The following is a 13,197-nucleotide window of genomic DNA, read 5'->3' as shown; positions in this document are numbered from 1 at the left end:
GTGCCACGGGCTGGATGGAAGCAAGCCCCGGTTTCAGGCCGGCTCCGCGGGCGAGCCCGCGCATCCGCACGACACCCGCGTCATGGTCGCCTCGCCGATCACGGGCGCTCGCGTCCGCGGACTGGAGGTCGGGGAGGCGGCACCTTGGGATGAGTCCGATCATTCAGGGCACCGTGATGATGGGAATCGCGGCGCATGCCGGCGCTTCGCGTCGCGCCCGAACCCCGATGGTCAGCGCGATCATCGATCTCGGCGCGGTGAGGATCGAGATCCGCGGCCCGGTCGCGAACCTCGGCGTCCACTCGCACGCGGTCCTCGGCGGCGAGACCTCGTCGACGCCGCAAGGGTCGTTCGCTCGCGGCGCTGCGGGCCTGGCCGGCTCGCTGCAGGGCTCCTGCGGCCCTCCTGCTGCGTGCGCGAAAGCGAGCGGGCGACGCGCGGGCGTGGGCCTGATAGCATCCCGGCCGCTCATGAGCGCCTCGACGACCCCAGCCTCCGACCTGCAGACCCTCGATGCCGCCGCGGTGAAGGCCCGGCTGCCCTCGTTCACGGCCGACGAGCTCGAGGTGCTGATCCGGCGGGCCAACAAGGAGTACTGGGACGACCACGCGCCGACGCTGCCGGACACGCTGTACGACCAGCTCATCGAGCGGCTGAAGCGGGTGCGACCCGACGCGCCGGTGCTCGACGAGATGGGGCCGCAGGCGGCCGAGGCGCCGGCGATGGACGCCGAGGAGGCGCTGCAGCTGCCTCCCGAGCAGCGGTTCGGCGCGGCGGTCCGCCACCAGCGGCCGATGCTGTCGCTGGAGAAGTGCTACAACGAGACCGATCTGCAGAGCTGGGCCGGCAAGTTCAACGGCGAGATCCTGGTGATGCCGAAGATGGACGGCGTGGCCTGCAGCCTGCGCTACGACAAGAAGGGCAAGCTGGTGATGGCGGCCACCCGCGGCTCGGGCACCGAGGGCGAGGACGTGACGATGAACGCGCTCGAGGTGAAGGACATCCCGCGCACGGTCGCCTCCGGCGGGATCGAGCTCGAGATCCGCGGCGAGCTCTACATGAAGCTCAGCGACTTCGCCAAGTACAAGGGCGACTTCGCCAACCCGCGCAACCTGACGGCCGGGTCGATCAAGCAGAAGGAGCGCAAGAACACCCGCAACGCGCACCTGAGCTTCTTCGCCTACGACATCATCGGCCCCGAGTTCGACAGCGAGCGCGACAAGTTCGAGCTGCTGAAGAAGCTCGGGCTCGGCGGCATCGACCACGAGTTCGTCGACCGCGCCGGGCTGCAGGCCAGCTACGACCGCTGGGCCCGCAACCGACCGGAGCTCGATTACGAGATCGACGGGGTGGTCTACCGCACGGCCTCGGTCAAGGAGCAGAAGCGCCTCGGGCTCACGGGCCACCACCCGCGCTACGCGATCGCCTACAAGTTCCAGGGCGACTCGGGCGTGACCGACCTGCTCGACATCCTCTGGTCGGTCAGCCGCACCGGGGTCATCACGCCGGTGGCCATGCTCGAGCCGGTCGAGCTCAGCGGCGCGCGGATCGGCCGCGCCAGCCTGCACAACCTCAACATCTTCGAGTCGCTCGGCCTGACTCACAACTGCCGTGTCGAGGTGACCCGCCGCGGCGGCGTGATCCCCAACGTCGAGCGCGTGGTCGAGTCGGGCCCGGCGTCGCGCCCGTTCGACCTGCCGACGCAGTGCCCCGCGTGCGGCGGCCCGATCGAGCGCCGCAAGAAGCGCGACGGCGAGAACCTGTGGTGCGCCGAGCCGAAGAAGTGCGTGCAGGCCCGCCTCGGCGAGCTCGAGCACTTCGCCAAGGTGGTCGACCTGCAGGGCTTCGGCCCCAAGGTGATCGGCGCGGCGGTCGACGCCGAGCTGCTCAGCACGCCGGCCGACTACTACCGCCTGCGCGCGGTCGACCTGCAGGAGCTCGAGCGCCTCGGCGAGAAGAGCGCGCAGAACCTGATCGACCAGATCGAGGCGCACCGCGAGCTGCCGCTGGCGGTGTTCCTGCAAGCGCTGGGGATCGAGCACCTGGGCAAGCAGAACGCGCTGCTGCTGGCCGGCGAGTTCCGCACGCTCGAGCGGATCCGCGAGCTCACCCAGGCCGACCTCATGACGGTGCGCGGGATCAAGGACGCGATCGCCGACGCGATCGTCCGCGGCCTCGCGGCCCGGGCGGAGCTGATCGACGCGTTGCTCGAGTTCGTGACGGTGCTGCCCGGCGAGGCCGCGCCGGCCTCGGTCGAGGGCGCGGCGCTGTCCGGCAAGAGCTTCGTGTTCACCGGCACGCTCGAGGCGTTCACCCGCGAGGTCGCCCAGGCCCGCGTGCAAGCCCTCGGCGGCGAGGTGCCGTCCGGCGTGACGAAGGCGCTGTCCTACCTGGTGGTCGGCGCCGGCCGCGGCGCCAAGTCGAGCAAGCAGAAGAAGGCCGAAGAGCTGATCGCTGCCGGGGCGCCGCTGAAGATCCTCAGCGAGGCGGAGTTCCTCGAGATGGTCGGCTCGCTCGAGTGAGCGCGAGCAGAGACAGGGCTGGTGAAAGGGACATGTCCTTCAAAGCATGTCCCTCGTGACAGCGGGCGCGCTCGGGCGGGGCGTTGGAGGATAGGCCTGAAGGGACATGTCCCACGTGATGCGTGCGGACGTGGGTGGGCTCGAGTAAAATGCCGGTATGAGCGAGGACGCGGACGACAAGGAGCGGCGGATCGTCGAGGCGCGGCGCAAGCTGATGGAGCGCTGGGAGCAGCGCATGCGCGACACGCCGGCGCTGTCCGACGCGCGCCCGCAAGGCTCGGGCCCGCCGAACCGCCACGGGATGCCGAAGCTCCCGGTCGGCCAGACGGTGACGAAAAAGTGGCCGGTGCTCGACCTCGGCCGCAAGCCGATCGTCCCCAAGGACAAGTGGCAGCTCAAGATCGACGGCGCGGTCGAGCAGCCGCTGACGCTCGACTGGGCCGCCTTCATGGCCCTGCCGCAGACCACCGACACGAGCGACTTCCACTGCGTGACGTCGTGGTCCAAGATGGACATGACATGGGTCGGCGTGCGCTTCGCCGACCTGATGGCGCTGGTCCACCCGACCCCCGCCGCGGTCCACGTGATGTGCCACGGCTACGACGGCTATACGACGAACGTGGCGCTCGAGGAGGCGCTCAAGCCCGACGTGCTGCTGGCCCACACGGTCGACGGCCACGAGCTGCCCATCGAACACGGCGGGCCGGTCCGCATGATCACGCCGCAGCTGTACGCGTGGAAGGGCTCGAAGTGGATCAGCCGCATCGAACTGCTGACGCGCGAAAAGCTCGGGTTCTGGGAGATGAACGGTTACAGCTCGACTGCTCACCCTTGGCGGGACGACCGCTATAGCCGTCTCAGAGGGCTTTAGTGGGGTTTTGGCGTGATTGCCGCACCACGTTGCTGCGGCGGGTTGCGGGCGCCTGTGTCACAGTTGTGCCAACCGCGGTAATCCCGCACCGCGCCTTGACCAGCGCCTGCGTCGCTCGCTCCATGCTGTCCCCCGTGTCGTGGAGGTAGGCCTCGACGGTCGTCGCGAGCTGGCGGTGACCGAGCATCTTCTGCACGGCCACCACGTCCGCGCCGCCCTTCAGGGCCGAGGTCGCGCAGGTGTGGCGCAGCACGTGCGGGCCCTTCTGCGGCAGGCCGACGGCGGCCTGGGCACGCGCCAGTCGGTCGCGCACGCCTCCGCGGCTCAGGCGGCCGCCGAAGCGGCCTTCGAGGAGCGGAGCGGTGGGTGGCCGGCCCTCGACGAAAGGGCGCAGGGCGTCGACCAGGCGCTCGGTGAGGCCCACGGTCCGCGCCTCGCCGTTCTTCGGCGGGGTGATTTCCCCGTCGTCGTTCAAGGCCCGCTCGACCCTGAGCGTGCGGGCATCGAGGTTGACGTCGCGGACCTCGAGGCCGATGAGCTCACCGACCCACAAGGCCGCCTCTCCGCACACGAGCACGGTGGCTCGGTGCGCCGGGCTCAGCTTGGTCGCCGCGACGAGGAGCGCCTCGAACGTCGGATCGTCGTACGCCTTCGGCGTGGCGATCTTGCGCGACTTGACCTTCTCCAACTTCTCGGGCTGGGTGGGCCGGAGGCGGAGCACCCGGCAGCGCGCCAGCATGGTGGCGAACATGCTGATCGTCGTGTTGATCGTGGTCGCGTTGTACCCCCTGGACTGCATGTCCGAGCGGACACGGCTCGCTTCGAGCTCGCCGGCCTCGGCGACAGGAACGTCGCCGACGACTGCGATCACGTGAGCGAGCTTCGTCCGCTTGGCGGCGACGGTCGAGGCGGTGTTGCCCCGGCCGGCGCAGTCGGCGAGGTAGATCTCCATCGCCTCGCGGATGGTCTTCGGCCGCTGCTGCTCCGCCGCCCTGACCGGCTTCTCGGCAGCAGCCTTCCCCTCGGCGGCCTTTCCTTCTCGGCGCTGTGGGGGCGGCCTGCCGGCTTCGATCTCCCGGCGGACCTGCTCGCCCCATCGCAGAGCCGCCGACTTGCTGGTAACCGTGAATGGCGCGTTGTATCGGTAGCGCTCCGGCTTGAGCTTTCCCGGCGCCAGGGCCCAGATGACGACCTGGAGGCGTGGCGTTCGGGTGCCGTCCTTTCTTTCGTGCACGTGGACACTCATCTGCGCGTCTCTCTTCCGCGCAGCCCTCGACTTCGACCGGTAGCGTCCGGGGCGGCGCAGGTCAAGGGGCTCAGGCGAAGATCACGGCGAGCCAGTGCTCCACCACGTCTCGTCGCCAGCGCCGACCGAGCCCGGGGATCTTGATCGAGGCCGGTGCCTGGCCGCGGGCGACCATGTTGGCTATCTGCCGCGATGTCGTGCCCAGCAGCGTGGCAAGGTCGCGAGCCGTGAGAAGCAGTGGGGAAGGCGCCGTTCCTGCCAGGGGGCCGTGCTCCGACTCGGGCTGCAGGTTTCCGCTCTCTCTATCACCGGCCATATCCACAGCAACCTGACCGCGCCGAACACTGCGGCGACGCCGAGACGATGGAGGTCCGGGCAGGCGCGCCTCCCCGCTCGGGCTCACGTCGCCTATGTCCAAAGGAACAGGCCGTTGCTCGCTAGCTAGGAGCCAGCTACCGCCCCGCTCCAGGACCGCGGGCTACAACCCTGTGCAGGTCGTCCCTGTCTCCGGCGCGCGCCGGGTCGCCGTCTTCCGGGATGCCGCGTGCGCCCTGCTCGGCGACCACTCCGTCGTCTGCTGGGGCGAGGACGGCGCTCTGTTCGGCGCGGTTACACGGCCCAGTTCCTCGAGCCGCGCCCCGTCGTCAAGAACCGCGCGACTGAAACGCGGTTCCACCTCAACAAGGAATCAGGCCCAGCAGCGAGCCTATGCGGGCGTCTTGGAGGAATCTTGGTGAAGTGGTGCATAGGCCCAGCTAGGCCCCTCTACGGGCCCGAATTCGAGGGAGTGTCTCGAAATTTGCGCAAAACGCGACAAATCGAGACGCGATCCGTCGAAACACCCCCCGCTCGCCGAAAGCCGTGAATTCTCCATCGGACGGGTGTTTCGAGAGGGATCGCGAGTGTCACGCGCGGGTCCCAGGCGACTCGGAATCCTCCTGGTTTGGCGCCCCACACGGCCACCAACCGAGCGAGCGAGCGCACCGCCGGGATGCGCCTCGCGCGGGAATTGTGTGTATCATGACCGCGATGACAGGATCGCCGCGCTGCAAGTTAGCCTCGCTGACCCTCGCCGTGCTGTGCGCTTGCACGAGCCACGCACCCGCCCGCGCCAAGGTCGGCGCGAGCGCGAACGGGCCGAAGCGCGAGGTGACCGGGCCCGGCGAGCCGGCGGCCGCGCCTGTGCCCGAACCCGCCGCGCCGCCCATCGCGGACGGCGACCCCGGTCGCGCGGGGGCCCCGGTCCCGAGCAGCCCCACGGGGACGGCGAACCTGCAGGCCCGGATCCGACCGCGGTCGACCCCGAGCCGAAGGCCAACCTCGACGCGGGCGAGGGCCTGAAGATCCAGCTCGGCAAGGAGGGCGACCTGCGCGTCAGCGACGGGCACCGCAGCGCCCCGATCACCACCGGGGGGGATGTGGATGCGCTGAACAAGGTCACCAACTTGCCCGAAGGACAGGTCAAGATCCGGTTCGAGACCACCTGCGGCGAGGAGCGCGAGCTGGTGTTCACCCGCCCGGCCCTGCTGGCGCGGGTGGCCAACGCCGCGGGGCTGCGGGCCCACCGCAAGAAGGACTACGCGACCGCGGCCGCGGCGTTCGTCCGCGCGACCAAGCTCGACCCCGACTTCGACCTGGCGGCGACGAACCTCGCCTGCGCCCTCGCGCTCCAGGGCAAGACCGCCGAGGCGATCGCGGCCCTGAAGCCGTGGATCGCGCGCGAGCCGGTCAAGATGTATGCGAAGATCCTCGCCGACGACGAGCTCGCCGCGCTGCGCGAGGCCCCCGAGATCGTGGCCCTGCGCGCCGCGAAGCCGGGGACCGCGAAGCTCGCGGGCGACGTCGCGATCCCGGCCCCTGAGGTGTTCCACGCGCCGGAGCGCGGGCTGTTCGCGGCGGTCCGGCAGGAGCAGTCGTGGGGCTCGAGCGACGGGACGGCGCGGCTCGAGGTGTTCGACAGGACAGGTAAGCAGGCGGCGGAGCTCCTTCTCATCGACTGGGCTGACGCCGAGGACGGCGACTGCGGCGGGATCTGCGTGCGCACGGCCAGCCGGGCCCGGATCGACGGGCGGGTCGCCGTCGCCGATCGGCTCCTGCGCGACCTCGGGTTCGTCCCGCTGCCCGGCGCCGAGGTCGGCCAGACTATCGCCAGCGACGACGACGCGTCGAAGATGCGGTTCACCAAGGCGAAACTCGCGCTCGTGCTCCGCGAGGAGGTGCTCCACGTGATGCGCGGGGGCAAGTCCGTCGCCCGCCAGCCCGACGCGCTGCACCTCCTGACCTGGGCGGTGCACTCCGCGGAGCTCGGCGTCGTGGTCTACTCGAGCATCCGACCGGGCGCGGAGGGCTGCGAAGGCACCGATCCGACGGCGCTCGGGATCGTCGCCGTGCCGTGAGCGCGACCGGCCCGGCGCACGCATCGAACCGCCTCAACGTCGCGCCCGGGTTTGGCGGAAGAAATGCTCTACGTCCCCTACCTGCCAATGTCGTGTGAGACACGGGCCCCGCGAAATTTAGAGAGCAGGGCGAGTCCGTGAATCAAGAGCATGATCAACCAAATCATCAAGAGAAGCGGCAACGGGGAGCAATCGAGTAGGCGGGGCACCGCGGCGACGAGTCAGCAACGGTGTAGCGGCGTCGAAAATCTTGCTGCGCCGGCGGCAACGGCGTCGCTCATCAGGAGGGCCCTCCAAAGGAGCGGCAACGAGGAGCAATCGAGTGGGCCGGGCGAGAACGCGTCGAGGTCGTCGGATACCGACGCGAAGAGTCAGCAACGGTGTAGTCCCATCGAAATTATTGCTGCAGCTGCGACGACGCCGACGATCTTTGGGCCCGAGGCGCACGCGAGGGTGGAGTTCGGCCTGAACGTTGCCCCGATCGCGGAGCGCCCGACCGCCGCGGAGCCCGAGCTCGCGGCCTCGCAGAACGGCGACACACAGCTCCGCGCGAGTCGTCAGGAGAGCGTTGCGCCGAGTTCAGCAACTTCCCGTCCGACTCGCCGCACGCGCGGTGTATCCGCGACGCACTCGCCGGCCTCCACATCCGCGCCGAGAACCCCCGCCGCCACGTCTTCTTTGATGCTACGTAGGAGCCCGCCATGCTGATGCGCTTCACGCTTGCCCTGACGATGCTCGCGCCGCCATCACAGGAGGCGGCCGACGCGGCCTTTAACGCCGGAGACTTCCGCAAGGCCCTCGACCTCTTCCGCGAGCTGGCCGCTGACCCGAGCGTCCACCGCCCGGACGCACTTCACGGCGCGCACGCTAGCCTCATCGCCCTGCACGGAGCGACCGGCGAGGGCGAACACCTCTGCCACGCCCTTGAGCTGACCCGTGAGCTGTTGGCGAGCGGGCCGTTCGCGGACGCCGAGGAGCGCGCGGCATGGACAGAGATCGAGGCCCGGGACGTCGACAGGGTCAAGCGGGCAGGCGTCACCTGTGCCGCCGCGTCGGATACGACGCCCGCCGGAATCCCCGTCGCAACGGCAGATTCCCCTGCCGGCGGGTCCCCCGCCGGGTCACTCGCCGCAGCGATCCGGCCGCCAGGACCGCGGGCGGGTGAACCGGACGGGAGAACTTCGGGCCGGGTGTACGGCGTCGGTCTTGGTCTCACCGCCGCCGCCGGCGTCCTATTTCTCACCACGGGAAGGAATTCCGGCCGTACTTCCCGAGTTCGAGCGGGTGTGAAACGATTGCTGACCAGCCAGTAGCGGAAGAGTCGGGTAAGACCCCCGCTCAAACCGTGCGTGCGAAAATCCCGTATACGACTTGCGGGCTTCCTCTCGGGCCGACGCATGACGCGGCCTCCGGTGTTGCACGGTGCCCCGTCGTCGATGGAGACCGTGCTCCTGGCACGTGGCCTGCGCCGCGTGGGGTTGTTGGGACCTGTCCTGCAGGCCATGCCCTCGCGGGGCGTCGCTCAAGAGCTTGGGGCGCAAGTACGGGCCGGGGGCCCATGGAGAGCAACCGCGTCGCCGACACGAACAGCGTAGCGTTCCTCGCCGGACTCGGCGTTGCCGCTCGTCGGCTTCATGCGGCGTCCTCGGACGGAGGGCGTGTCTCGGTCCCCTTGCCCGGGGTGATGAAGATCAGCTGGGACGGGGCCTGCACCCGCACGCGGTGCCAGACACCCTGCGGTACGATGCATGTCTGAAAATCGCGCAGCTGCGCGACGCGATCTCCATCGGCCTCGTGGAAGACCACGTCGATGGCCCCCGAGAGCAGGATCAGGATCTCGTCGCCCGCGGGGTGCATCTCGCAGTGATCCGAGTCCTGTTCCAGGTGGAACAACCCGAGCAAGCGACCCTCCAGCAGGTCGTCGCGCTGCATGAGCGTCTCCCAGAAGTGTTCGTCGACATCGACGGCGGACGCACCGCCCAGGTTCGACAGGTGGACGTAAGTGCGCGCGAGGGTGAAGGCCGAGAGGTGTTTGGTGTCGGTCGTCATGCCGTCATCGTGCGGGTGCGGCCGTCGCGGGGATTGTAGAAATTTCACGGGCGACGAGCGGCACGTGCGTCGAGTCGACGTGCGACCGTGGCCGGTACGCCGTCGGGTTCATCCCCGAGAACTCGCGAAACTCGTGGATCAGGTGCGCCTGGTCGAAATAGCCGGACTCGACGGCCACCCTCGCCCAGTCGATCCGCCGCCCCTGGCTGGCGACGTCGAGCACGCGATGAAATCGGAGCACGCGGGCGAAACGTTTCGGCGTGAGCCCCACGATCTTCTGAAAATGACGGATGAAGCGCGCGGAGGTCATCCCGAGCTGCTTCGTCACCTGGGTCACGCCGATCCCGCGACCGAACGAGCTCACGGCGAACAGGACGGACGGATCGGGCTCCAGCGGCTTGATCGCCTGGGCGAGCAGCGCATCCTCGAAGGTCCGCAAGATCGCCTCCGTGTCGGCGGCCGCGAGCAACCGTTCGCGCAGGAGGGCCCCCGGACGGCCCCACAGCGCGTCGAGCTCGACGTGCGTCTCGGTCGCATCGGCCGGGGCAGCGAGGAAGGGAAACGCACCGCCGGGCCGAAAATTGATCCCGACGATGTCGCGCTGCTCGTCCGTGTCGATGGCCACGGACTTGGTGTGGGCGCCGCACACGATGGCGCCGCGCAGGCGATGAACGACCGCGTCGCCCTCGCCCGGGTACAAGCGCATCTCGTCCTCGTGCAGATTCACGAGGATCTGCATGGTGCCCGTGGGCAGGACGCGCTCGTACGCGTGGCCGAAACGGCCCCGGAAGCGCCATATCGAGGCGACGAACGGGGCGAGCGCGGGCGATGGCGAGCGGCTGACGAGCGGCATTCTCGACAGCAGGGTGCGACACACCGGCGGTGATCGCCAGGCCCGCGAGGCGGGCGTCGGCGTCGACGACAAGCAGGGGCTGCCCCGGAAGGGGCGTGGGCGGCTTGGAGCAGCGGTCAGGGTCGTCGGTTCGGCTGCGGACTCTCGACCGCGTGCTTACGTCGGCTACCGAACGGCGAGTACAACACGGCCGACCTCGTGCAGGGCACGGTGGCGGTGGTCCACAATTTCCCGGCGCGGTGACGGCGTAGGCGCCGGTGGGTCCCGCGCACCTGCTGGTCGCGGGTCGAGGCGCTGTTCCGCCACGATGTCCTCACCAGCAGTCGGAGTCCGTCATCGAGCCCGGCGCTCGGGGCGCCGGGCTCGGCCAGGACGCGTTCACCGGCCTCGTGTATGCGTCGATGTCGTCGCTCGAGGTCCTGGCCATCGAGCCGTTCACCGGGATCTTCGAGGTGTTCGCCACCATGCCCGACCAGGGGCGCGTCGCCGTCGCCCGCGCGGCAAGCTCGACTGCGTGCCCGCCGAGCCCCTGCAGCCGCAGAAGGGCCTGATCCAGCGCTGGGACTTGCCGGCGTCGATCGGACGGGCGACCGCGCGGCGACGGCGGCATTGAGATGTCTCACGGGACATGGCCCTCCGGGCATGGCGGAAGGGATATGCACGACCGGCGGACGGGGGCCGCGGGAACGGCGGACGAACGGGCGCTCGCGCCGACGGACCGGTGCCTGCGGGCGAGGCCCGCCGTCCCGGGAGGGTCGGGCCGTAGGGTCGACGCCGGCTGCGCGAGGTCGGGCGAGCGATAGGCGGGGCTCGGCCGGCGACCAGGCATCCACGCGCCGATCGAGCCCGGCGCTCCCGGGCGGGCGAGGGGCGCGGCACGAGGTGGCCAAGGCCGCTTGCGAGGCTGCGGGACCGCGTCATCTCTCGGGCTCGACGTCGTGCGAGGTCCTCATGGCCCACCACCTTCTCGTGTACGGAGCGTTCGGCTGGTGCGCGGAGATCCTCTGGACCGCGTTGTGCGCGCTGATCACCGGCGTGCGCGGCGATCTGGGCGACGACGTCGGGCCGCAGAAGCTGAGCCGCGAGCAGCGTCTGCGGCTGCTCGGACACACGTACCTGTGGATGTTCCCGCTGTACGGCGTGGGCGGGCTGGCGTTCGAGCGGATCCACGAGGCCATCCGAGCCTGGCCGTGGTACGGGCGCGGCGCGCTGTGGACCGTGCTGATCTTCGCCGTCGAGTACGTGGCCGGGGCGGCCCTGTGTCGATTGACCGGTCGCTGCCCGTGGGACTACAGCTATTCGCGATATCACCTCCACGGGCTGATCCGCTTCGACTACGTGCCGGTGTGGTTCGCGTTCGGGCTGGCGCTCGAGCGGGTCCACGACGCGATCGCGGCGATGTGAGCGGACGCGGGGGGCCCGAATGAATGGCGAGACCGCGTCCGACCGGGCGCGAGCGGCCCCAGGGGCCCGGGCGCGCGTGGACAGTCGTCGCGGCGGGGCACGCGACGGACCGCGCACGCGGGAACCCGAGGATCCTGCCGAAACGCGGTAATCGCCGCAAACGGCACGGCTGCGTGCATTCGCGGGATAACTCGCATTGCCCCACTCCGGCGGCCCGTGGGAGGCACGCGGGTCATGGTCGAGCTCGCTGCGCTTCTCCGAGCACCGCCACGCGGAGCGCGGCCGAGCCTGCTGTGATTATTCACCTCGGGACGAAAAAATCATGCAAATGGGGGAGTGTGCGAAACACGTTCTATATGTCTCAAAGAACACATCGCACATTGCGATCCCGCGCGTGGCCCGCGGCGGCGGTGTGATGTACCCTCGCGGCCATGCAACTCTCATTTCTTGTGAAGACGCCGGTGATTCCTCTGTTCGTGGCTCTGCTCGCGCCGCTCGGCTGCGGTGACGACAAGGGCGGCGACACGGAGACCGGCGTCGCTACGGATACGACCCAGGGCTCGGCGACCCAGGCGACCCAGACGATGGGCGGGACGGACGACACGGCGGGCACGGCCGGCACCGACACCACGCCCGGCACCGACACCACGCCCGGCACCGACACCGAGACCGTGCCGACGACCGCGGGCCCGACGACGGAGGACCCGACGGCGGGCGGCAACGGTCAGTTCTGCCAGGAGGAGTGCGCCGGGGATGCGGACTGCACGATCCAGGGCGTGGACATGGGTTTCACCTGCCAGAACAGCCGCTGCGTCGGCGCAGCCTCCACCTGCTCGACCGACACGCAGTGCAACGCGACCATCAGCGGGTGGGTGCTCGACTGCGCGGCCCAGGCGGACTGCATGATGGGCTACGCCTGCGTCGACATCGGCGACGGCGTCGGCAAGTGCGCCATCGTCCCGAGCGACATCATCATGTGCTCGACCCTGACGCAGGAAGAGATCATGGTCGACCCGATCGAGGGCGGGGCGCAGATCACCGTCTGCGGCAAGACCGGGGCCAAGTGCGACAACGGGGCCTGCTTCGACCCGTGCGAGGCCAACACCGATTGCCCGGCGCAGGGCGGCCACCCGGTGTGCAACACCGGCACCGGCCGCTGCGAGTGCGGCTCGGACGACGACTGCGCGGCGTCCGGCCTGCCCGGCTTCACCACCTGCAACAACGGCGTCTGCGGCTGCGCGCAGGACTCGGACTGCGCCGGCACGATGTACTCCGACAAGTGCTACGAGGGCGTCTGCGGCTGCTCGACGGTCGACGTGTGCCAGAACCCGCAGGCGTTCGACGGCACGATGAAGGTCTGCGAGGGCGTGTGAGCCCGGGGTCACCGGTCGGCGCGCCGTGAGGCCCGTCGACCGGCGGCCGGATCGATGGACGGGCACCGTGCATCGAGTGCCACGATTCGCGGCGATTCGCGGGTCGTGGCATTGGCAATTGCCGGCGGCCGGCCCGATTCACGCGCGGTAGAGCGGGAAGAACTGGAAGGCCCGCGGCCACTCGGCGCGCGGCTTGAAGGCGAGGGCCACCTCGGCGCCGCCGAGCGCGGACTCGGTGATCAGGACGAAGTCGCCGGCGGCTCTGGCGGCCGCGAACTCGGCGTCGCCGACCTTGCACACGGCCTTGCGGAACGGACCGGCGAGCCACTGCGCGACCTCGGGCTCGTCGCGGAAGCGCAGGTAGGCGGCCAGCGAGGCGTGGGCGCAGGCGACCATGGCGAACCCGAGCGGGACGTCGGCGCGGATCAGGATGTACATCTTCACGGATCGGTCCTCCGCGTGGCAGAGATGTTCGAAGGGACA

11 protein-coding genes are annotated in these 13,197 nt (G+C 69.9%); 7 read left to right on the top strand and 4 right to left on the bottom strand.

All coding sequences use genetic code 11. The annotated features are described in order from the left end of the window. The first annotated feature begins 470 nt into the window (after positions 1-470). Both ligA and NAEX_RS09765 read left to right on the top strand, forming a co-directional pair. Positions 471-2,522 (top strand): NAD-dependent DNA ligase LigA, encoded by a 2,052-nt coding sequence (ligA, locus tag NAEX_RS09770; protein ID WP_170135600.1) that lies wholly within the window; start codon positions 471-473, stop codon positions 2,520-2,522. A 157-nt stretch (positions 2,523-2,679) separates the two neighbouring features. Next, positions 2,680-3,393, top strand: a complete 714-nt coding sequence (locus NAEX_RS09765) for a molybdopterin-dependent oxidoreductase (RefSeq protein ID WP_096327236.1) — start codon at positions 2,680-2,682, stop codon at positions 3,391-3,393. On the opposite strand, the gene NAEX_RS09760 is transcribed toward NAEX_RS09765, so the two are convergent. Further along, the gene (locus tag NAEX_RS09760; protein WP_096327235.1) at positions 3,380-4,639 is read right to left on the bottom strand and encodes a tyrosine-type recombinase/integrase; all 1,260 of its coding nucleotides are present in this window, start codon (positions 4,637-4,639) and stop codon (positions 3,380-3,382) included. The genes NAEX_RS09765 and NAEX_RS09760 overlap by 14 nt on opposite strands. Positions 4,640-6,057: 1,418 nt before the next feature. On the opposite strand from NAEX_RS09760, the gene NAEX_RS09750 reads away from it, so the two are divergent. Next, a complete protein-coding gene (locus NAEX_RS09750; RefSeq protein ID WP_096327233.1) occupies positions 6,058-7,035 on the top strand; it encodes a TPR end-of-group domain-containing protein in 978 nt (325 codons plus the stop codon). Positions 7,036-7,736: 701 nt separating this feature from the next. Next, positions 7,737-8,348 carry a hypothetical protein gene (locus tag NAEX_RS09745; RefSeq protein ID WP_096327232.1) on the top strand — a complete coding sequence of 204 codons (612 nt, stop codon included), beginning with the start codon at positions 7,737-7,739 and terminating at the stop codon, positions 8,346-8,348. A 319-nt stretch (positions 8,349-8,667) separates the two neighbouring features. Here the strand turns inward: NAEX_RS09745 and NAEX_RS09740 are convergent, their stop codons facing one another. Further along, complete coding sequence (locus NAEX_RS09740) at positions 8,668-9,084, bottom strand: cupin domain-containing protein (protein ID WP_096327231.1); 417 nt, start codon at positions 9,082-9,084, stop codon at positions 8,668-8,670. 4 nt (positions 9,085-9,088) lie between these two features. Then, positions 9,089-9,937, bottom strand: a complete 849-nt coding sequence (locus NAEX_RS09735) for a helix-turn-helix domain-containing protein (protein ID WP_096327230.1) — start codon at positions 9,935-9,937, stop codon at positions 9,089-9,091. Between the two features lie 257 nt (positions 9,938-10,194). Between NAEX_RS09735 and NAEX_RS09730 the strand changes: the two genes are divergently transcribed. From NAEX_RS09730 to NAEX_RS09720, 3 genes are all read left to right on the top strand, one after another. Continuing rightward, on the top strand, positions 10,195-10,488 hold the full coding sequence (locus NAEX_RS09730; RefSeq protein ID WP_096327229.1) for a hypothetical protein: 294 nt from the start codon (positions 10,195-10,197) through the stop codon (positions 10,486-10,488). Between the two features lie 400 nt (positions 10,489-10,888). Continuing rightward, positions 10,889-11,341: a putative ABC transporter permease gene (locus tag NAEX_RS09725; protein ID WP_170135599.1), complete on the top strand. Its 453-nt coding sequence runs from the start codon at positions 10,889-10,891 to the stop codon at positions 11,339-11,341. A 431-nt stretch (positions 11,342-11,772) separates the two neighbouring features. Beyond that, complete coding sequence (locus tag NAEX_RS09720; protein WP_143140955.1) at positions 11,773-12,714, top strand: hypothetical protein; 942 nt, start codon at positions 11,773-11,775, stop codon at positions 12,712-12,714. Positions 12,715-12,852: 138 nt separating this feature from the next. On the opposite strand, the gene NAEX_RS09715 is transcribed toward NAEX_RS09720, so the two are convergent. Further along, a complete protein-coding gene (locus NAEX_RS09715) occupies positions 12,853-13,152 on the bottom strand; it encodes an aminoacyl-tRNA hydrolase (protein WP_096333566.1) in 300 nt (99 codons plus the stop codon). Between the last annotated feature and the right edge of the window lie 45 nt (positions 13,153-13,197).

The sequence above is a fragment of the Nannocystis exedens genome (assembly GCF_002343915.1).
GTDB lineage: Bacteria > Myxococcota_A > Polyangia > Nannocystales > Nannocystaceae > Nannocystis > Nannocystis exedens.
This window is presented reverse-complemented; position numbering and strand designations above follow the sequence as displayed.

Excerpts from the sequence above, each read along its gene's own strand:
- NAEX_RS09740 (WP_096327231.1), bottom strand. The coding sequence starts at position 9,084 with ATGACGACCGACACCAAACACCTCTCGGCCTTCACCCTCGCGCGCACT.
- NAEX_RS09745 (WP_096327232.1), top strand. The coding sequence starts at position 7,737 with ATGCTGATGCGCTTCACGCTTGCCCTGACGATGCTCGCGCCGCCATCA.
- NAEX_RS09760 (WP_096327235.1), bottom strand. The coding sequence starts at position 4,639 with ATGAGTGTCCACGTGCACGAAAGAAAGGACGGCACCCGAACGCCACGC.
- ligA (WP_170135600.1), top strand. The coding sequence starts at position 471 with ATGAGCGCCTCGACGACCCCAGCCTCCGACCTGCAGACCCTCGATGCC.
- NAEX_RS09735 (WP_096327230.1), bottom strand. The coding sequence starts at position 9,937 with ATGCCGCTCGTCAGCCGCTCGCCATCGCCCGCGCTCGCCCCGTTCGTC.
- NAEX_RS09765 (WP_096327236.1), top strand. The coding sequence starts at position 2,680 with ATGAGCGAGGACGCGGACGACAAGGAGCGGCGGATCGTCGAGGCGCGG.
- NAEX_RS09715 (WP_096333566.1), bottom strand. The coding sequence starts at position 13,152 with ATGTACATCCTGATCCGCGCCGACGTCCCGCTCGGGTTCGCCATGGTC.
- NAEX_RS09720 (WP_143140955.1), top strand. The coding sequence starts at position 11,773 with ATGCAACTCTCATTTCTTGTGAAGACGCCGGTGATTCCTCTGTTCGTG.
- NAEX_RS09725 (WP_170135599.1), top strand. The coding sequence starts at position 10,889 with ATGGCCCACCACCTTCTCGTGTACGGAGCGTTCGGCTGGTGCGCGGAG.